A 21137-nucleotide genomic window follows, 5' to 3' on the forward strand; every position below is an offset into this window, starting at 1 on the left:
AATTCACTTCTTGCATATTTTTATCTTTCAGTTACTATTAGTAAGTAAATAAATGTACGGGAGTGATCATTATGAATTCACAATTTAATAGTTTAACTGCAAATCGTCGTTCAATCTATGCGCTTGGTAATAATCTTTCACAAACACCAGAAGAAATTTTTGACTTAGTGAAGCAAACAATCAAAAACTCACCAACTTCTTTCAATAGCCAAACAGTACGAGCAGTCGTATTATTTGGTAAATCATCAGACAAAGTATGGGAAATTGTTGAGGACGCTTTACGCAAAATCGCTAAGAGTCCAGATGCTTTTGAAAAAACAAAGGCCAAGATTGATAGTTTCAAAGCTGGTTATGGAACGATCCTCTACTTTACTGACACTACAATTGTGCACCAATTAGAGAATGATTACCCATCATATGCAGCTAATTTTGCAAACTGGGCTGAACAAGGACTTGGTGGTGCTCAACAAGCCGTTTGGACAGCACTTGCAGAACAAGGAATTGGTGCCAGTCTTCAACATTACAACCCATTGATCGATGATGCTATTCATCAAGCGTTTAATCTTCCAGCCGATTGGCAATTGCGCGCTGAAATGCCATTTGGTTCAATTGAGGTACCAGCTGGGGAAAAGACTCATCTTGATGACGAAGAGATGTTCAAATTAATTAAGTAAACTTATTTTTCTTCATCCTCTTTAACGTTATGGCAGATTGTAAAATTTAAGTTGAACATTTAAGTGGACAGAAAAACCCATCAAGGTCTTTAATGGTGTTACCACACAATCCATTAGAAAGAAGGACCTTGATGAGCACCACTATTTTATCATTCCAGAACCGTGTTGTCATTGAAACGCTTCATAATGAAGGACGTTCCTTGCGATACATCGCTAACTACTTAGGCTTTAGTAAGACCACCATCTTTAACGAACTTCACCGGCTAAATAGTGGGTATCAAGCTGAACTAGCGCAAACTGACTTTGAACGCAAGGTTAGTCAACGGGGGCGGAAGTCTTCACTCACTAAAAGCCTTAAGCACTTGATTGAGGAAAAGATTCAAGTCCAGAAGTGGTCCCCTGAACAAGTTGCCCATGTAGTTGGGATTGCCTACAAGACGGTCTATAACTGGATTGATCAAGGATGGCTTGATGTACAGTTACCCGATTTGCCTGATCATGGAATTCGTCGTCATCGTGCTAAAGAAAAGCGTGGTACGTTCAGTCACGGCCGCTCCATTGAGGAGCGTCCTCATAAAGTCGAAACTCGCCAAGAATTCGGCCACTTTGAAGCTGATACCGTACTTTCTGGCAAACGTAAAGGTCAAGCTGTGGCGACTTTTGTGGAGCGTAAGAGTCGCCTGACAATTGTTAAACGGCTCCATGGTCGCGACAGTCAGTCCATGACTCAAGCCGTACTTGAACTAGCTAGTCAACTTCAAGACAAGCTCAAGACGCTTACCGTGGATCATGGGAAAGAGTTCGCTAACTATCAGGCAATTGAACAGCTAACGGGTACTCAGGTTTACTTTGCCCATGCCTATTCACCGCACGAACGCGGTAGTAATGAGAACCGTAATCGAGTTTTGCGACGGTTTATTCCCAAGGGACAAGCCATTGAAGAGCTGAGCGATCGCCAGCTGGTTCAAATCAATTGGTATCTGAATTCCCGACCACTTAAATGTCTTAACTGGCACACACCAATCGAGATCTTCTTGATTAATCTACGTCACTAAATTCGTTCAAGTTATTTCTTGCAATCTGCCTTATATAATTATCATAAACGTTAAAGGAGGAATTTTAATGGAACGGCAACCTAAAATGTATAATACTGGAGCAGACTACGCTTTAGCAATCATCGGTGGTAAATGGAAGTCCGTTATCCTCTATCTTTTAGCCGGTCATCCCCGACGGACAAGTGAACTAGTTAAGCAACTAGGAACCTCATATAAAGTCTTGAGTGACCAGCTTCGTGAAATGACAGATGCCGGCCTCGTTATCCGTAAAAGTTTCAATACAATTCCTCCACACGTTGAATATCGCTTAACTCCTGAGGGTGAGAACCTTTATGCCGCCCTTCGTTATTTAAATTACTGGGGTGAAAACAGAGCAAAACAAACTGGTGACATTAAAATCATGTGTACTGACGAAATGAAGCAGGTCGGCGATGATGGTTTGTGTGTCATCACTAAAAAACATCTTAATCATTGGCGATAAGAAATTGTAAAAAGCAAGGACAAAGATATTTCTATCTAAGTTCTTGCTTTTTTGTGTTCTTTAATCTAAACGCCAATGCCATTATAAATATAATCATGTAACCCGCAAGAATAAGATGCGTATTCATGATAATTGGAAAGCTTTGAATACTTGTTTTTCCCACCGAAAACGCACCAAAAATTCTATTCATTCCTGTTGTTCCAGCAAAAATAAATAAACTTCCCCACATTACTAATTGGGAAATTATCCCCGCAATTGATGCATAGTAATAATTGACGATCGAAGAAATACTATAATTATGGGTTGCTTTCTCGTAGTCATCAATTGCTGTTTTACGTTCTGCACCAGCAAAGCTACGGATGATAAATACGCCAATAAAATATGTTGGCAACCAAAATGTTAAGAGAATTCCAATTGTTAGCATCACTAAATTAATTTGACAAGCCTTAAAATGGAATAAGTGGTGGGTTTGTTTTACCAATAATCCTCCAAAGACGAAAGCAAATAAGTAAGCAACAATTGTCCAAGAATACATTTTTGTGCCATACAAAATGTCAATAAAAACGGTACTATACAAGGTCCAATACTGACCACAAGCACCATAAAGCATTATTCGTTGCCGTAAATGATTGGGATAATGAAGTAATCGCCGATGGTTTACAAGCAAGGCAAGGATCATCGTAATGAGGAAGATCAATAAAAGAGCGGTTCCCCATTCAAGTGGTTTCCCAAAGCCTAAACTTCTCCCTAATCGCAATAGTAACATTGCGCCAAGCAAAATTAATGCTAGCAAGTAATTAGCCCAATGCAGACGAACTGGCAGCGGACGAATTGCATGGGGTGTTTCCCAAATTGATCTCATTACACAAAAGGTAATGATTAACATTAAAGCAAAACTAATTACTGGCTTCTTTATCCCCACAATTATCCCAAGCACAATCAAAACTATAATAACTTGAAAAAGCGGCTTAAGATGATCCTGCTGGGGTAAGAGTCCTTGTTTTATTAATCGCCGCCGCTGACTTATTGCGGTTGGAAATAGTCGAGAAGCAATCCCCGCACCTACACCTGACAAATCTCAGAAGATTGGTTGAAATCCACCAAACATCCCTAAAAAGTAACCAATAATTCCACTATAAAGACCAATCCAAGCCAGCCGTTGATAATCATATTCTAAATCACGGCAAAATAACAAAATTGTATGCCGGAAAGCATAGAAAATAGCGAAAGGCAAAGCACCAACAAAGACATCAGATTGCTCCTTAGTAAGAGAAATATACAGCAGAAAAGGCATTAAATTTAATAATAAACTACAAACGCCAGTTAATTTTTTTAAGTTTTTCATTTTATTACCTCTAATGCTGGTCAATTGCACTATTTAGTTTCTTTCGGTTTACTAGGAAAATAATAATAACTAACGGAATAATGAATAACATTACTGGATAAAAATACTTAACTGGCAACATGCTATCAATAATTCCCCCAATGATTGGTCCGAGCGTCATTCCAATGTCAAGACCGAGAAAGAATGTCGAACTTGCCAGACCTCGTTCATTATCTGGAGCTAGCATCATTGCTGTTGACTGACAAACGGAATAAATAATACCATAGCCAAATGCCATCCCAGCGGCCGCCAGCGCCATTTCAATATTATTTTTCATAATACTTAACATAATAAGATAAAAGATTGTTGCGACCGTGCTTAAAATCAACCAGGGTTCAAAACGAACAGTATCAAATTGGGTCCGTAAGAATAACCGGCTAAGTAAAAGAACGACAGCATAAATTAAGAAATAAGCGCCGACAGCAATAGGTAAGTGACGTTGTTCAGCATATTCAACAATATCCGCCTGCGTTGCAAAATATGGGATAGCAAACAAAGCTGTTAAAAGGGCAACTGGAATAGCATCTCGCTGAATGATTTTAATATGGAGGCCACTTTGTTTTACAGAGTGGGCTACCGGTTGGGCGCGGTTACTGACAAACTGTATCGTGACAACAACTAGTAAAGCCGATAATGCAGAAATCACCATTGCAGCTCGATACCCAATAACTTTATACAAGTTAATTGATACAGCGGGAGCACATGCCATTGCCAAAGCATTCATTAGTCCATAAAAACTCATTGCTTCGCCAACATGATTAAAGGAGACCAAATATGATAGCCAGGTTGTCATACAAACTGTACATAACACAAATCCTAATCCATTAACCAAACGACATATTAACAGGAAAGTACTATTAGGCGTTAATACATACCCTGCTACTCCAATAAAACACAGTATTCCACCCCAAAAAGCTAATGAATATTTCGAAAAACGGTCAGTCAGATTACCAGCAATTGGTCGCAAAAACATTGAAACAATGCTCATCATTCCAACGATTATTCCCGCAAAAGCACTTGATGCGCCTAAATCTTGAGCATAACCGTTAATCAATGGGTTACAGTACATATTACTAAACATAAAAAAGAATGATGCTGCCATTACGAGCACAACATCTTTCGTAAAAATCGATTTTTCCTTCGCCATCAATTCTCCAACTTTCTTTGCGTAAATTTAATTAAATTCTAATTACTATCATACAACTATTTGAGGAAGTTAAATGATTTCCCAGGAAATAAATAAAGAGATTGGGTTTTGTTTCCCAACCTCTCCGTGTGTACTTCACTATTTATATTTTACTGCAAAGAATCCCAAGCTGGTAGAGTAACGGGTTCACTTTCAGCTACTTTCTTTACTCGATCGCTAAGGTACTTCTTATTAATAACAGCTTCATAAGTATACTCTTCAAACCAATCTTGGGTCATTACAAAGTATCCGTTATCGCCATTATCTTTACCCCAACTGTTTTCAATCTTCCATCGTGTAGGTTGATCATTTACCATATCAAAGCCTGTTAATGTCATCGCATGAGAAACAACGGCTTGCTTAGTTTCCAAACGGTGCTTCTTATCCATTACAAAATCAACATCAAGCAATTCTTCTCGATGATATAATTTTGCATCCATCAAGCCGCGCTTACGGTCCATTTGTTGAAGAACATCATTCCCAACCCAAACTGTTTCACCAGCTTGCAATTGTTTGATGGCTCCTTCTTGTAGTTCTGCAAAAGGAACATTAACAAATTTAATTGGCAAACCATCAACCACACTATCTTGAGCTGGCATTAAATAACTCCGATCCATTTCATGATCAGGAGCGTTAGTAACTACAACATAGTCACTTAAGTTTGTATCAAAGTATTCATGATAGAACTTTAATGGCGTTAAGCCAAGAACTTGGTGGAACTTTTTATCATCATCTCGATATTCAAGATCAAATTTTGCAGGTGGTTCACCAAATGAGTAAGCCGCAATCTTATAAACGTCACCCATCATTCGTTCTTGTGCTTCCTGTAATTCCGCTGCACTGGCATTAGTTTGCACCATTGCACGTAATTCAATTGCATCTTTGCGCATTAAACTATCAAATACTTCGGCCACATCTGAGGTATCCTTTGTATTATGCGTGTCAGGCATTACATATTCTGGAACAACACCATATTTTTCGATAATAGAAGCGGCATTCGCCCATTGTCCACCATCATTTAATGCGAAACTAAGATAGAAATCAACGGTTCGATCATGCAAGGGCTTATCAGCAGTTGCAATAATCTTTTGGAAAAACATATTTGCCCGCTCAATTCGGTCCCAGAAAAACAGATAATTTTGTGACAATTCAAAGTCCTTGAACTTATATTTTGTCGCAAACTTATGACGTAATGTGTTTAACGCTGCAAAAGACCAGCAACGCCCACTATGACGCTGGTTGGTTGGCTTACCTGTCTTAATTTCATAAGAAAATGCTCGATGAAGACGTTCACTTGCCGTTGGATCTTCACTCGCAGCTTTAATCCCATTTTTTTGTATTGCCCGGGCAATAATTTCTGCATCTTTACGTGAATGAAATTCTTTCTTTAATTTTTCAACCATTTTTGAGGTTAAATCGTGTTCTTTAGTCACAATAAATCCCTTCTTTGCCTAAAATTCTAAAATGACTTATACATTATTAATGATACCGCATTTTAGGCAAAATTATTGAATTAAAGCTTGGAATCATCATCCTTTACTGCTTACAAAAAATTAGTTAAAATTATATGTAATAGGTCACTTTTAATTATAAATTGGAGAAACTGCGTTAAAATTCATCTAGGAGTTCGATTAGTTATGAAGAAAGTATTTGTTGTCGGCGGTTCCGGCCGTGTTGCTACTGACTTAATTAAAGATTTAGTTGCTACCGGTAATGAAGTTACAGCTGGTACTCGCCATCCGGAAAAAGTTATTAAGTTAAACCACGTTACTGCTGTTGAATTGAACCTACATGATAGCGTTGAAAAAATCGCTGAATTAATAAAAGGCATGGATGCAGTTTACTTTGTTGCCGGATCACGTGGTAAAGATTTACTGCAAACTGATGCGATGGGGGCAGTTAAAACAATGCAGGCTGCCGAAAAAGATGGCATTAAACGTTACATTATGTTAAGTTCGCTCTATGCTCTACAACCTGAAATGTGGTCAAAAGCTCCATCACTAGCCTCAATCATGGACTACAATATTGCCAAGTTCTTCGCTGATAATTATCTTATCTCAAATACGAACCTTGACTACACTATCCTTCAACCCGCTAGCTTAACTGATGAACCGGGGACTGGTAAAATTCAAATTGGTGAAGGTTCTGCAACCTCTAATCCGATTCCAGATGTTGCCCAGACCTTAGCTGATATCCTACAACACGATAATACAATCGGTCATGTTATCATGATGCGGAGTGGCGATACGCCGATTGAAGAAGCACTAGATCAAATTTGATTTTTTACAGGTTGTTGATCAGTCACAACAAGATATGGCTGGTCTGCAACTTTTTTCTATTCCAAAATCAGGTAATAGTTTAGCTAATTCTTCTCATCAGCCGTATAATAAACATTAAAAACAAATTAAGAAGGGAATCTTTTACATGGCAAAACTCGAACGCTTTTATAATACTTTCCAACCTGACCATTATGATGTTTTTATCGATATTAATCGAGCAAAGAAAACCATTAATGGAAAAACAACTATCACTGGTAACGCAACTGATCCTCAAATTGCAATTAATCAAAAGAATTTGCAGGTCACCAGCGTTCAAGCAGACGGTCAAGAATTAGACTTTAAGATTGATAATGATGCCGAGGCAGTTCGGATTACCCTTCCGCAAACTGGTAAAGTAACTTTTACTGTAACGTATAATACTAAGTTAACTGATTCGATGATGGGAATTTATCCCTCATACTATGAGGTTGATGGGGAGAAAAAGCAGATTATTGGAACTCAATTTGAAACAACTTTTGCGCGGCAAGCTTTCCCCTGTGTCGATGAACCAGAGGCTAAAGCTACCTTCAGTCTAGCAATTAAATTTGATGAGCATCCTGGCGAAACCATTATCGCTAATATGCCAGAAGATCATGTTGAAAATGGCATCCACTACTTTGAACCAACTGTGCGAATGTCCACTTATCTTGTTGCCTTTGCATTTGGAGAACTCCAAAGTAAAATTACTGAGACAAAGGGTGGCGTTAAAGTAGGGGTATTCGCAACGAAAGCGCACCAACCAAAGGAACTTGATTTTGCATTAGATATCGCTAAGCGGGCAATCGAATTTTACGAGGAATTCTATCAAACTCCGTACCCTCTTCCACACTCATGGCAGTTAGCTTTACCTGATTTTTCTGCCGGTGCAATGGAAAACTGGGGATTGGTAACCTACCGTGAAGCTTACTTATTACTCGATCCAGATAATACTTCCCTTGAAATGAAACAATTAGTTGCAACTGTCATCACACACGAACTAGCTCATCAGTGGTTTGGTGATCTTGTGACAATGAAGTGGTGGGATGACTTATGGCTTAATGAAAGTTTTGCTAATATGATGGAATATGTTGCCGTGGATGCTCTCCAGCCTGACTGGCACATTTGGGAACTTTTCCAAACCTCGGAAGCCCCAATGGCATTACAACGAGATGCAACTGATGGCGTTCAATCCGTTCATGTTGATGTTAACAATCCAGCCGAAATTGATGCCCTATTCGATGGTGCGATTGTTTATGCCAAAGGATCGCGAATGTTAGTAATGGTCCGGGCACTTTTAGGTGACAAAGCGTTACGAGAAGGCCTTAAGAATTATTTTGCTGCTCACAAATACAGTAATGCAACCGGAGCTGACTTATGGAAAGCTCTTGGCGATGCATCAGGGCTTAATATTGGAAAGATCATGAATTCATGGCTTGAACAACCAGGTTATCCTGTTGTAACAGCAAAAATTAATGATGATGGCGACTTAGTACTATCACAAAAGCAATTCTTCATTGGTGACGGTAAAGATGTTGATCGGCAATGGCAAATCCCGCTTAATAGTAACTATGATGAAGCTCCACAAATTATGGCTGAACAAGAACTCAACCTTGGCAATTATCAAGCATTACGTGATAAGAATGATCAACCATTCCGGCTAAATCTCGGTAATAATTCACACTTCATCGTAAAATATGACGATACGCTGCTAAACGATATTTTAGATCACGCTGATGAATTAGACCCGATCGCCCAGCGCCAACTTCTTCAGGATCTGCGGTTACTTGCTCAAGGACAACAAGTATCTTATGCGTCATTAATTCCATTATTAAAGCAATTTAAAGATAGTACTTCTGCCATTGTTAACGCTGAACTATACCAAATTGCTAATAGCCTTAAAATGTTTGCTAAGCCTGATTCTCCTGCTGAACAAGAACTTCGACAATTCTTTGATTTATTAAGCAAGGATCAGGTAAAACGGCTTGGTTGGTTGCCTAAAGATGGTGAAAGCAATGACGATCAATTAACGCGCCTTTACATTCTTAGTGCTTCACTATTTGCACGCAATAATGATTCAATTACTCAAGCTCACCAAATCTTCACCGAAAATCAAGATAAATTAGAGTCCCTTTCGGCGGATATTCGTGGGTTGGTTCTTAAAAATGAAGTTCAAAACTTCGGGAGTGCTGAATTATTCGATAAATTGATCAAAGCTTACCAACAAACGGCGGACGCAAGCTTTAAACAAGACTTGCGAATGGCAATACCAAATACAACTGATCCAGCATTAATCGCAAAAGTTGTTAGTTACTTTGAAGATGCTGACGTCATTAAGCCACAAGATTTACGAGCATGGTATCGTGGTCTTCTTGCCAATAAAGCAGGTCAACAAGCTGCCTGGAATTGGCTTCGTGATGAATGGCAATGGTTAAATGACACAGTTGGTGGCGATATGGAATTTGCTACCTTTATCACTGTCACTGCCAGCGTTTTCCATACTCCGGAACGATTGAACGAATTTAAGGATTTCTTTGAACCGAAACTTAATACACCAGGTTTAACCCGGGAAATTAAAATGGACATTAGTGTAATTGAAAGCAAAGTCAATTTAATTAACAAAGAGCAAACAGCAGTTAATGATGCAATCGCTCAACAATAACGAAATTTTACTTGATGCAAGCGATAGTAATTTTCGCTTATTTTGTTGATTCATATTTATATTTAGCATATATTACTACTGTTGGGGTAGGAATCTCAGAGTTATTGTCTAACGGAACGGAATGTGAACGTTAGAAGGAGGCTAATAACTAGCTGCTTTGTTATTCCGCATTCACCATGAACGGAAACGTCAATGTGTTCCCTAACAAAATTTTTAAAAGGGAGTGGATTGATATGTCTACGTTATCATTTGCTGGACCGCGTTTTACGACAAAGAATTTAACTTTAGCTGCTATGTTAGTCGCACTGCAGGTAATCTTAAATAAACTTTCAATTGGAGATCCAGCGGTTTTAAAGTTTAGTTTCGGTTTCATTGCCACCGCACTTATTGGCTATTGCCTTGGTCCATGGATTGGTGGTTGGTCAATGGTCGTATCGGATATCATAAGTAATACTATTTTGAACTCAGGAAGCCTGTTCTTTCCCGGCTTTACTCTCTCAGCATTTATCTCTGGTGTAATTGCAGGCATGTTTCTATACCAACAACGGATAAGCTGGCAACGAATTTTAATATATGAGTTTTTCCAAATTCTTCTTACTAATGTTATCGGAACAACCTTATGGCTTTACCTTATGAGCTTAAGTTCTAGTAGTAGCAGCCATACTTTCGTGGCGCTCCTCTTCATCCGTTTACCAAAAGAGCTAATTACTTGGCCGATTGAAACTTTACTCGTGCTGATTATTCTGCGTCAAATATCACAACTAAATTTAATTCAAAAAAATCATGATTAGAAAAATGAAATCAACTGATATCAATAGAGTGATGGATATTTGGTTATCTACTAATCTAGAGGCTCACCCTTTTATTGACCCCAATTATTGGTATCAAAATTTATCAAATGTTCAAAATGCGATTCAACAAGCAGAAGTTTATTGTTCAGTAGCTGCCAATAATCATCTTCAAGGATTTATTGGCCTGCAAGAAAATTATATTGCTGGTTTATTTATCGCAAAAGAGTATCAATCACAGCATCTTGGTACTAATCTACTAAATGTTGTTAAAGAAAAACATCAACAGCTCATTTTAGATGTATATTTAGAAAACCAGCGTGCTATTAAGTTTTACCAACAAAACGGTTTTCAGATTACTAACCATAATAATTTAGAAGCCAAGATGACCTGGTTAAAATAAATTATTTAAAAAAGTATTGCATTTTAAATGAATTAGGTTAAAATACAATTAACAAAATAAAAAAAGCGATGAGAAAGAAGAGTAACTAGTTGTATTCGTTCAGTGAACTGGTGGTAGTGAGAAACCAGTCGACCCTACGCTAGTGAATAACACTTTCGCGAGTGCTGCCAACCCAAATAAGTTTACTTAAAGTAGGCTTGGCCGGATCCGGACCGTTACCTCACCGGCAGAGCATGATGTGCTCTTGAGGAGGCCTAGTTTTATACTAGACAATTTGGGTGGTACCGCGGAAAAAAGCCTTTCGTCCCTTGATTATAAGGGGAACGAAGGGCTTTTTTAATTCATTCCTAAATATATTATTTGAGGAGTGTCTATTATGGACTTAACTATTCCAAAGGATTACGATCCACGTCTTTCAATTAGAGAAACTGAAGCTGCTATTCGTTATATTCGTGAAACTTTCCAAGACGAATTTGGCAAGGAACTAAATCTTCAACGAATGTCTGCACCAATGTTTGTTGAAAAAAGTACTGGATTAAACGATAACTTAAATGGTGTTGAACAACCAGTATCATTTGAAATGAAAGATATGCCAAGCGAAACTGTTGAAGTCGTTCATTCCCTTGCAAAGTGGAAACGACTTGCTCTTAAGCGGTACGGTTTTGGAATGCATGAAGGTCTCTATACCAACATGAACGCTATTCGGAAAGAAGAGGACCTCGACAACTTCCACTCAATTTATGTTGATCAGTGGGATTGGGAAAAAATTATTAGTAAGGATGAACGAACAGAAGAAACTTTAAAGGATACAGTTCGTGATATTTTCAAAGTAATTAAGCACATGGAACATGAAGTTTGGTACAAGTTCCCGCAAGCTGTCTACCATTTACCAGATGAGATTCACTTTGTTACAACGCAAGAGCTTGAAGATCGGTGGCCAGGCCTCACCCCACTTGAACGGGAAGATAAAATTGCTAAAGAACTTGGTGCTGTCTTTGTAATGAAGATCGGTGATAAGTTGCAACGCAGTGGTAAGCCTCACGATGGTCGAGCACCTGACTACGATGACTGGAGCTTAAACGGTGATATTATTTTCTGGTATGAACCTCTTCAACGCCGGATCGAAATTTCAAGTATGGGAATTCGGGTTAGTCCAGAATCAATGAAATACCAACTTGAACAAGCCGATGCAACTGATCGTGAAAAATTACCATTCCATAAAATGTTGCTCAATGGCGAATTACCATATACAATTGGTGGAGGAATTGGTCAATCTCGTCTCTGTATGCTCCTTCTTGGCAAAGCTCATATTGGAGAAGTACAGGCAAGTATTTGGCCAGAAGATATGATTAAGAAGTGTGAAGAAAACCACATTCAAATTCTATAATTTAAGGGAGAGTATAAAAGTGGAAACTATTACAATTAATGAAGCACCTAAACATGTTGGGGAAACGGTTAAGATTGGTGTTTGGTTAACTGATAAGCGTTCAAGCGGTAAGATTGCATTCTTGCAACTCCGTGACGGAACTGGTTTTTTCCAAGGAATCATCCGTAAAAATGATGTTTCGGAAGAAAAATTTGATTCTGCTAAGCACGATTTACACCAAGAAACCAGTTTTTGGGTAATCGGTGAAATCGCTGAAGACAAACGTTCAAAGTTTGGTTATGAAATCCACATCAAAGACTTTGACATTGTTGGCGAAAGTGAAGACTACCCGATCGGTAACAAGGAACATGGAATTGACTTCTTGCTTGATAACCGTCATTTATGGTTACGTTCTCGCAAGCCGTGGGCATTAATGCGGATTCGAAGCCGTGTTAAGCTTGCGACAATGAAATTCTTCGAAAAGCATGGATTTACTCAATTTGATTCTCCAGAACTAACTGGAAGTGCTCCTGAAGGGACAACAGAATTATTTGAAACTGACTATTTCGACCGCTCTGCTTTCCTTTCACAATCTGGTCAACTATATGCAGAAGCTGGTGCCATGGCATTAGGTCGCGTTTACACGATGGGTCCTACTTTCCGTGCTGAAAAATCAAAGACTCGTCGGCACTTAATGGAATTCTGGATGATCGAACCAGAAATGGCTTGGATGCACCAAGATGAAAGTCTTAAGATTCAAGAGCAATACATTGCTTACTTGGTTCAAGACTTAATTGACCACTGTGCACGCGAACTTGAAATGGTAGGTCGTAGTGTAGAAAGTTTGAAGCCATTTACTGAATTACCATATCCACGAATCACTTATAAAGAAGCAATCGAAATGCTTCAAAAGGGTGGCTTTGATGTCGAATACGGTGCTGACTTTGGTTCACCAGAAGAAACCTACTTGGCAGATCAATTCCAAAAGCCAGTATTTATCTTGAACTATCCTAAAGAAATCAAGGCTTTCTACATGCCTGAAGACCCTGAAGATTCTCGTCAAGTTATCTGTGCGGACTTGCTTGCTCCAGAAGGCTATGGTGAAATCATTGGTGGTTCTGAACGTTCTTACGATTACGAATACATCACAAACAAACTTGAAGAAAACGGCCTAAGTAAAGAAGATTACGGTTGGTACGATGATTTACGGAAGTACGGTTCAATTCCTCATTCTGGATTTGGAATGGGACTTGAACGATTCTTAGCTTGGATTACTCTCCAAGACCACATTCGTGAAACTATTCCATTCCCACGGATGCTTAACCGTTTGAACCCTTAATAACAAGGTAGATTTAATCTAAAATAAAAAATACCTCAACTTCCTAATAGACCGTTGAGGTATTTTTTTAGGTTTTTGTAGAATTAAATTATCAATCTGCGTCCGGCCAAACATCCAGAGCAATATCACGTACTAATTCAAGTTTTTTCCATTGTTGGTCCTCAGTTAAGTTATTGCCCTCTTCAGTTGATGCAAATCCACATTGAGTAGATATAGCTAGTTTATCTAATGGAACGTATTGACTAGCTTCCTTGATCCGCGCTTTAAGGTCACTTGGGTTTTCTAGTTCAGGAAACTTTGAAGTAATTAATCCTAAAACAATGCGAATATTGGGCCGGTTATTATAAATAACTTTTAATGGAGCAAAGCCACCCGATCGTTGATTATCGTATTCCAGAAAGAAGCCATCATAGTTAAGCTGACCCAGATATTTAGCAATTACATCATACGATCCGCTAAATAGATAAGTCGACTTAAAGTTCCCGCGACAAATATGTGTCGTGATTGTTAAGTCTTCTGGTAATCCTTCAAGTTCTTGGTTAATCAATTTAACTGCATCTTTAGCTAACTTTACATACTTGGCATGCTCTTCTGGCTCATTTTGAGTAGCATTTAACTTTGAAATCAAAAATGCCCAAGTAGTGTCATCTTGTTGAAGGTAGCGGCAGCCTAAGTCATAAAAATGTTGGATGGTTTGACGATATGCAGCTGCAACATCACTAAGATAAGCATCCCAACTATCATAGAACTCTGCCCAATTATCACTACGATTATCCCGGAAAAGCAAGGTTGGGGACGGAATTGTTTGCTTTGCCACCACCTCATCTGGGGTTAGACTATTAACATATTTAAATGATGCAAAAAATGGATGGGCTGGGTTATAGTGGATTTTACCAGCTAACCGTACATTATCAGTACGCGTTTTGCCATCATGAAATTTATAGCTTTGTTGATAATCATATCTTTCTGTCCCGTTTAAGCCCCATAAAAAATCAAGATGCCACCAACTACGGTTGAATTCACCATCTGTAACGTCATGAAAGCCAAGTTTGATTTGTTTATAAATAATCTTTTTCGTTTCTTCACGCTGAATATCAGCAAAATCACCAATAGCTAATTTGTGTGCAAATAGCTTTTTTTCTGCTTCTTTGAGCCGTTGAGACCGTTTCAGACTTCCAACAGTATCATAACGAAATGGAATTTGTGATGACTTTGACATATATATCAACCTTTCTTTAGATAATTATTTTATCGCTTTAGTGTTTTCTTTATTTTTTGATTCATCAAAAACCGCAAAGACTCGAACCGGAAAGCCTGGTGCATTTTCAGGTTTAGCCACTGAAATAAAGACTACTGCCCCGGTAGAGGGAACCCGATCAAGATTGTCTAACAATTCAACCTGATAATGACCATGTGACAAAACATAGTATTCTCCAATTAGGCCATTTTGCTGGTTAACAGCTGCATCAGTGTCAAAAGTTTCATGTCCATTTGCTGTAGCATGTCGCACTTCATAAATATATTTCAACGCTTCAAGCGACCATCCTGGATAATGATTTTGACCCTTAGTATCTTTATTTTCAAATTTTACTTGTGATGGCCATCGCCTCCCCCAATCAGTCCGTAAAGCAACAAATGCTCCCTCAGGGATTGAGCCATTCTTCTTTTCCCAGTTTTTAATATCTTCCACGGTGAGACTATAATCGGGATTTGCTTCTGTTTTCTCACTGCAATCAATGACAACCAGGGGTAAGACTAAATCCTTTAGTTGTAAATCTTCAACATAACGTTTCTTCATCCTTATAAAAATGAACGGGTGGATCAATATGAGTCCCATACTGTCCTGGAAAGGTATATTGTTTAACAAATCAGCCTTAAAATTTAAAACGCCCCTAGAACCAATCTTTCGATCAGTTCTAGGGACGTTAATCTTTTATCAGACTAGCGTGTTACCACCCTAATTAGCATCACAACAAATGACACTCTCTCAATAGGTACTCTTAATGCAGTTATTAAGAAAACCTAGATGCAGTATCGAGCATCAACCGTAAGTTGCTAACAAATGCTCACAACTTCCATCGCTCCAGGACCATCTTCATTACCCCCATTAACACCGGTTCGCATCTAATCCAGTTCTCTGTAGAAAATGAATAGCAATTACTCATCCCTTCATCGCGGTTATCAAAAATTATTGACATTATAATACCCGAAATGTCAATTTAAGTTAGAAAGAAAATAGTTGCTCATCAGTGACGTAAGACATGAATACTTCATATGGAGTTCGATAGCCTAGTGATTTACGGGGCAGATTATTTCGCTTACTCATCAGTTGGGTTACCAATTCATCAGGAAGATTGCGGAAATCTAGCTGTTTCGTTAAGCCATCCCGGCGTAAAAGACCGTTGTTGTTTTCGTTCAGCCCTCGTTGATTGGGAGCACCAACCTCGGCAAAGTAAGTGTGAAGGTCAAATTGATTGGCAATCTCGCGCCAGCCGGCGAATTCTTTTCCGTTGTCAAAGGTAATCGATTTGAAGAAGTGCCGCGGGAATTTCCGAAGCCACTGACTTAAGTGTTGGTTAATCGCATCAGCCGTCTTTTCGTGCACATTGAGTACAATTTCGACCTTCGATTGGCGTTCGGTCAGGGTCATTACCGCCCCTTGGTGCTTTTTGCCTTGGACGGTATCAGCTTCAAGGTGCCCAAATTCAGTGGCATAGTGCGGAAAGTCCTTGGCACGCTCGTGAATACTTCGCCCCAATTGGCCAGCCTTCCCACGGCGCTCGACATAGCCATTCGGGTGCCGCTTACCTCGCATCGGCAAGGAACGGACATCGAAGCCGAACTGGCCACGTTCAAACATCCGGTAAAGAGTTCGCCGGTTACAACTAATTGGGCGCTCAGCGCGCCCAATAATGGTATCAGGCGTCCACCCCTGGGCAATTTTGTCGTTGATATAAGTGAGTTCAGCCAGTGACAACTGAGTACGTTTTCGGCCACAACGTTGCTTATTGCGCATATAGTGATCTTGATAATCAGCAATTGAGGCACCGGTTTCCAGGTAACGATAAACGCGATAAACGGTTTCGGCGCAACGTTTGATCATTTGGGCCACTCGGTACGCTTTAAGCTTTTGCACGAAAGAATGGGCGATGATTGTCAGCTCGTTTGTGGTAAGATGGGTGTAAGTCATTTGTGGTTTCCTTTCTTTTGTTTAGGGGTATTTAAAAGTCTACCACAAATGGCTTTTCTATTTTTCTAACTTAATTTTACAAACGGCGATATGATAAAAAGATTATAATGTCAATAAAATCTTTAACTATATTTTAATTATAAAAATGCGATTCTAACTTTATACTTTTGCTACCGGCAAAACCACTAGCATCAGCGAATTATTATGATAAATCGAGTAGGAGATAATTGATTAGTTCAATTATCGACCTCTCACACCACCGTACGTACGGTTCCGTATACGGCGGTTCGACAACTTAATCACATTGAATTGACTGGAGCGTCTTGGACATATTCATAAGTCCGAGTTGTTCCAGTTTTCTATTAGTTAGAGAATAGCTCAAGGTCTTACTATGTGCAGTTCGCCAGTAGCCCTTTCGGGTACTAGCGAAGACATATGCATCACGCTGGGACATCCCCAACTTCTGTAAGTTAGTTACCTTAGTTTTAAACTTTTTCCATTGCTTCCAAATATACTGCCTTATTCGGACCCTCAACCACTTGTCAAGGCGTTGAATAAAGTTAGTTAGTTTCCCAATTGAGTAGTACTGAAGCCACCCACGCATTTTTCGATGAATTTCTTCAAACATTCTTGTCAGAGATATTCCACGATTACGTTTAGTTAATAACTTCAGTGCTTTCTTTACTCGTTGTTGCGATTGTTTAGCTGGACGGGCGTAGGCCCCATTGTGGTCTACACCCAACGAAAAGCCAAGAAACTTCAACCGTAGCGGGCTACCGACTTTGGTTTTATCTGGGTTCACTTTAACTTTCAAGCGCTTTTCTAGAAACTGGGTAATGCTTCGCATTACTCGTTCTCCGGCTCGTTGACTTTTAACATAGATGTTACAATCATCCGCATAGCGCACAAAGTGGTGACCACGTCTAGTCAACTCTTCGTCCAACTCATTTAGATAGATGTTCGCCAGTAGTGGTGACAATGGCCCTCCTTGTGGGGTTCCTTTTTCACTCTTAGCGAAAAGCCCATGGTCTAAGACTCCGCTAGTTAGAAACTTACGAATGAGTCTTAGTGTCCATGGGTCATCAATATATTGTTGGAGATACTTAATCATCAAGTCATGATTAACGTTATCAAAATAGGCTTTTAGGTCTAAGTCGACAACTCTTCGATAACCTTGATTATAAAGATCTACTACTTTTGAAATAGCGTCATGGGCCCCACGGTGGGGACGGAAGCCAAAGCTATTATCAGAGAAAATACGCTCAAAGATAGGCGTAAGAATTTGGGCTACAGCTTGTTGAACCATTCGGTCCACCACCGTTGGTATTCCAAGTCTTCTTACTCCACCATTAGGCTTCGGAATTTCTACCCGTTTGACTGGAGCTGGTTTATACTTGCCCTCACGCAAACTAGCGATCAGTTCCGTCTTATTTTCTCTGAGATATGGCAGAAGGTCATTGACTGTCATATCGTCAACGCCTGCTGCTCCTTTATTTCTCTTAACTCGCAAATAAGCCTGATTAAGGTTATTGCGATCCAAGACCAGGTCTTGGATAGTGACACTCATACCTTTACCTTCACCATAACCGGTACTACGCGCCCTTGTGTACTTTCGGTTTTCCAAACCTATCCTCGACAAGCGGTCAGCTTGTTGTTCTGTTTTCTGCGATTGTCGCACCTGATTACACCTCCGATATAAGTTACAAGTTATTGTCGTTCAGTCCTTCATCTGATTATTCAAACTACTATGACCTCGGCTGACTTCTGGCTTACTCAACACTGCATCACTGCACCGCTTGTTTCTGTGGAAATTAAACTTATTCCTCTTGTCGGAAACGTGTAGGCCAGATCTCCCCGGGTAAGAATATTAGCTTTCGTACCATGTCATCGTTAACTTTACTGAGACCAACTTCGAGTAGTATTGGACTTCAACTTGTCTAGCAGCCTTATCCAGTTAATTCCAGCCTTATAGCTACTTCTTGTTCATCGATGCAGTACTTTGCCTTAGACTTCCTTCAGATTCCACCTCACGGTGGACACCCTTGTCCTCAGCTCATGGTTCCGACTACTACGGCCCATAGCGGACTTTCACCACCTAGCTAATACCCATGCCGGGCGCACTAAAGGAGCGAGGTCGGTCGTAAACCGGTCTCGCTTCTTCTTTAGCCATACTATTCGTCTTAACAATCTTTTTACGTTTTAGTTATTTGTGATAAAGTCCAATAACCGATACATTACTCGCTTATTTTCAGTAGGAACCCCGTGCTGAATAATTTCTTGGCTAGTTTGGTGTAGATCATTATGTTCTAACGGATACTGATCATCATTTACAGCAATCTCGCGAACATTATCTGCTGCTGGCTCAAAGTGAAATTGAAGACCAATCACATTACCATTCATCACGAAACCTTGATTTTTAACTAAGTCACTACTAAATAATAAGTCTGCTTGAGCTGGAACTTCAAACATCTCTTCGTGCCAATGCAAAGCAGTTAATTTTTGGGGAATATCAGAAATAAGATCACTTTTTAGATACACCGGCGCCCAACCAAATTCTTTATGTGGTGTCTTTTTTACGGCATAACCGAGTGTCTTAGCAATCTGCTGGGCCCCATAACATGCGCCAAAGATTGGCTTATGAGCATCCAATAGTTGCCGAATTAAAACTCGCTCTTGTTTAATCCACGTTAAGTCGTCATTAGGGCTCATGGGACCGCCAAGAATAATCAGCAGATCAGTCTCATCAGCAGTCGGCAAATTACCAAACTGATAAGGATGATAAACGTACATCTCATGTCCGCGATCCTGTGACCATTCTTGAATTGTTCCTGGTCCTTCATTTGGCGTATGTTGCAAAACATTGATTCTCATCGAATATCCTTTCCGTCAACGGCAATGTTGTGCTAGGTATCGCCTGCAAGTACCTAAGATATTATTGTTATAACATCAACTCATGAGCTTAACAATAATTTTTATTCCCAATATTCTTCATATTTTCGTGATGCCCCAGTTGCAGCATCAACGTCTGCTTCACCATTATCTTCACGGCGAAAAATAAAAACTGGCTCTTCAGTCTCTTGCTGATAATCAACAGTAACAACTAGTCCTGAGAAGAACCAGGCATCCGCAAAGTTAACATGGTAATTAATACCATCTTTTTTTACTATGATTGTTGCCTCATCGAGCGTCGATTCAGGTTCATACCCCTGCTTAGGACCATGTTTAACATTGTGTGGTTGAATGGTTTTACCATAAAGCTTTATTCCATCTCCACTAACCAGGTTAAATTTTTGTTGGAACCATTTGCTAGCAGTATCAGTAATAATTAATTGCACTTCAATCACTCCTTAGATGTTAATAATTGTTCCAATTATAAATTGATCCATAAGCAATGGCTAGTGCAATCTTTATTTCTCGTCATCTTGAACCATCTTTAAGCTAGAGCCAAAGATTTGTTCAATCGTAACCGGATCACGGTGGTCAAAGAATTGGCTTTCGTTTTTGTTAAGACTAGCCATCTTCTTCATATCATCATCGGAAAGTTCAAAATCAAAGACATCGATGTTTTCTTCCATCCGGTTCTTGTGGACTGACTTAGGAATGACAGTAATACCCCGTTGTAAAAGCCAGCGAAGAATTACTTGACCATTGCTCTTGCCATACTTGGTAGCAATTTCCGCAATTGTTTCGTTGGTAAAGATATCATGCTTACCTTCCGCAAATGGTGCCCATGCCTCAACACGAATATCTTCACTTTGCGCAAACTTAACCTCTTGATCTTGTTAATACCAAGGGTTAACTTCAATTTGGTTGACCGCTGGCTTAACCGGCATTGTTAATTCAAGATCCTTTAGTTGATCAGCGTAGAAGTTCGATACACCGATTGCGCGAATCTTACCTTCTTTCTGTGCTTCTTGTAATGCTCGCCAAGCACCCATTGTATCGCCATATGGTTGGTGGAGAAGGTAAAGATCCATATAATCAAGGCCAAGTTTTTGCAGTGAAGCGTCAATCCCTGCTTTAGCCCGCTTATAGTTAAAATCAGACACCCATAACTTAGAAGTTACAAAGACATCTTCACGGTTTACACTACTATTCTTAATTGCCTTTCCAACTGCTTCTTCATTTTGGTAAGCAGCAGCAGTATCGATTAAACGATAGCCGACTTCAAGAGCATTGGTAACTGCTTGTTCAGCTTGGCTTAAGTCTGGAACTTGGAATACTCCAAATCCAAGGGTTGGCATTTCTACTCCGTTATTTAATTTTACTGTTGGTACATTTGTCATAATAATTCTTCCTTCCTGTAATTAATCGT

18 protein-coding genes, 2 pseudogenes, 1 riboswitch and 2 other annotated features are annotated in these 21137 nt (G+C 39.5%); of the genes and pseudogenes, 9 read left to right on the forward strand and 11 right to left on the reverse strand.

Annotated features, from left to right (window positions below):
- Positions 1–71: 71 nt before the first annotated feature.
- The 3 genes from SH603_RS10975 (at position 72) to SH603_RS10985 (ending at position 2210) form a co-directional block, all read left to right on the forward strand.
- Positions 72–674, forward strand: coding sequence for a nitroreductase family protein (locus SH603_RS10975; protein WP_169471655.1), 603 nt, complete (start codon positions 72–74; stop codon positions 672–674).
- Positions 675–805: 131 nt separating this feature from the next.
- Complete coding sequence (locus SH603_RS10980; protein WP_321533676.1) at positions 806–1729, forward strand: IS30 family transposase; 924 nt, start codon at positions 806–808, stop codon at positions 1727–1729.
- Between the two features lie 67 nt (positions 1730–1796).
- Complete coding sequence (locus tag SH603_RS10985) at positions 1797–2210, forward strand: winged helix-turn-helix transcriptional regulator (RefSeq protein ID WP_169473578.1); 414 nt, start codon at positions 1797–1799, stop codon at positions 2208–2210.
- 31 nt (positions 2211–2241) lie between these two features.
- On the opposite strand, the gene SH603_RS10990 is transcribed toward SH603_RS10985, so the two are convergent.
- The 4 genes from SH603_RS10990 to SH603_RS11005 all read right to left on the reverse strand — a co-directional run bounded on the left by SH603_RS10990 (position 2242) and on the right by SH603_RS11005 (position 6213).
- Positions 2242–3285: a hypothetical protein gene (locus SH603_RS10990; protein ID WP_321533956.1), complete on the reverse strand. Its 1044-nt coding sequence runs from the start codon at positions 3283–3285 to the stop codon at positions 2242–2244.
- Positions 3286–3288: 3 nt separating this feature from the next.
- Positions 3289–3555 carry a hypothetical protein gene (locus SH603_RS10995; RefSeq protein WP_225436794.1) on the reverse strand — a complete coding sequence of 89 codons (267 nt, stop codon included), beginning with the start codon at positions 3553–3555 and terminating at the stop codon, positions 3289–3291.
- A 10-nt stretch (positions 3556–3565) separates the two neighbouring features.
- On the reverse strand, positions 3566–4741 hold the full coding sequence (locus SH603_RS11000; RefSeq protein ID WP_169473075.1) for an MFS transporter: 1176 nt from the start codon (positions 4739–4741) through the stop codon (positions 3566–3568).
- A 149-nt stretch (positions 4742–4890) separates the two neighbouring features.
- Complete coding sequence (locus tag SH603_RS11005; RefSeq protein ID WP_169473076.1) at positions 4891–6213, reverse strand: aminopeptidase C; 1323 nt, start codon at positions 6211–6213, stop codon at positions 4891–4893.
- Positions 6214–6417: 204 nt separating this feature from the next.
- On the opposite strand from SH603_RS11005, the gene SH603_RS11010 reads away from it, so the two are divergent.
- The 6 genes from SH603_RS11010 (at position 6418) to asnS (ending at position 13632) form a co-directional block, all read left to right on the forward strand.
- Positions 6418–7059, forward strand: a complete 642-nt coding sequence (locus SH603_RS11010) for an SDR family oxidoreductase (protein ID WP_321533957.1) — start codon at positions 6418–6420, stop codon at positions 7057–7059.
- 145 nt (positions 7060–7204) lie between these two features.
- On the forward strand, positions 7205–9736 hold the full coding sequence (locus SH603_RS11015) for a M1 family metallopeptidase (protein WP_321533958.1): 2532 nt from the start codon (positions 7205–7207) through the stop codon (positions 9734–9736).
- An 80-nt stretch (positions 9737–9816) separates the two neighbouring features.
- Positions 9817–9915, forward strand: a riboswitch (THF riboswitch).
- A gap of 54 nt (positions 9916–9969) precedes the next feature.
- On the forward strand, positions 9970–10527 hold the full coding sequence (locus tag SH603_RS11020) for a folate family ECF transporter S component (RefSeq protein ID WP_169478228.1): 558 nt from the start codon (positions 9970–9972) through the stop codon (positions 10525–10527).
- A 4-nt stretch (positions 10528–10531) separates the two neighbouring features.
- Positions 10532–10927, forward strand: a complete 396-nt coding sequence (locus SH603_RS11025; RefSeq protein WP_169473079.1) for a GNAT family N-acetyltransferase — start codon at positions 10532–10534, stop codon at positions 10925–10927.
- A gap of 59 nt (positions 10928–10986) precedes the next feature.
- Positions 10987–11239 (forward strand) — a binding site (T-box leader).
- A gap of 64 nt (positions 11240–11303) precedes the next feature.
- Positions 11304–12314, forward strand: coding sequence for an aspartate--ammonia ligase (gene asnA / locus SH603_RS11030; protein ID WP_169471327.1), 1011 nt, complete (start codon positions 11304–11306; stop codon positions 12312–12314).
- Between the two features lie 19 nt (positions 12315–12333).
- A complete protein-coding gene (asnS, locus tag SH603_RS11035) occupies positions 12334–13632 on the forward strand; it encodes an asparagine--tRNA ligase (RefSeq protein ID WP_169471326.1) in 1299 nt (432 codons plus the stop codon).
- Positions 13633–13723: 91 nt separating this feature from the next.
- Here asnS and SH603_RS11040 read toward each other — a convergent pair whose 3' ends face one another.
- From SH603_RS11040 to SH603_RS11070, 7 genes and pseudogenes are all read right to left on the reverse strand, one after another.
- The gene (locus SH603_RS11040; RefSeq protein WP_169471309.1) at positions 13724–14851 is read right to left on the reverse strand and encodes a vitamin B12 independent methionine synthase; all 1128 of its coding nucleotides are present in this window, start codon (positions 14849–14851) and stop codon (positions 13724–13726) included.
- A gap of 24 nt (positions 14852–14875) precedes the next feature.
- Positions 14876–15500: pseudogene (locus SH603_RS11045) on the reverse strand (cyclase family protein); the annotation flags it as partial.
- Between the two features lie 47 nt (positions 15501–15547).
- Positions 15548–15814: a binding site (T-box leader), on the reverse strand.
- Between the two features lie 42 nt (positions 15815–15856).
- Positions 15857–16822 (reverse strand): IS30 family transposase, encoded by a 966-nt coding sequence (locus SH603_RS11050; RefSeq protein ID WP_321533671.1) that lies wholly within the window; start codon positions 16820–16822, stop codon positions 15857–15859.
- Between the two features lie 295 nt (positions 16823–17117).
- Positions 17118–18500 (reverse strand): group II intron reverse transcriptase/maturase, encoded by a 1383-nt coding sequence (ltrA, locus tag SH603_RS11055; RefSeq protein WP_321533896.1) that lies wholly within the window; start codon positions 18498–18500, stop codon positions 17118–17120.
- A 521-nt stretch (positions 18501–19021) separates the two neighbouring features.
- A complete protein-coding gene (locus SH603_RS11060; RefSeq protein WP_321533959.1) occupies positions 19022–19693 on the reverse strand; it encodes a type 1 glutamine amidotransferase in 672 nt (223 codons plus the stop codon).
- A gap of 101 nt (positions 19694–19794) precedes the next feature.
- Entirely contained in the window at positions 19795–20166 is a 372-nt protein-coding gene (locus SH603_RS11065) for a HesB/YadR/YfhF family protein (RefSeq protein WP_169478188.1), read from the reverse strand.
- A gap of 63 nt (positions 20167–20229) precedes the next feature.
- Positions 20230–21108 (reverse strand): annotated as a pseudogene (locus SH603_RS11070) (aldo/keto reductase).
- Between the last annotated feature and the right edge of the window lie 29 nt (positions 21109–21137).

The organism is Limosilactobacillus reuteri (genome assembly GCF_034259105.1).
Taxonomy (GTDB): domain Bacteria; phylum Bacillota; class Bacilli; order Lactobacillales; family Lactobacillaceae; genus Limosilactobacillus; species Limosilactobacillus reuteri_G.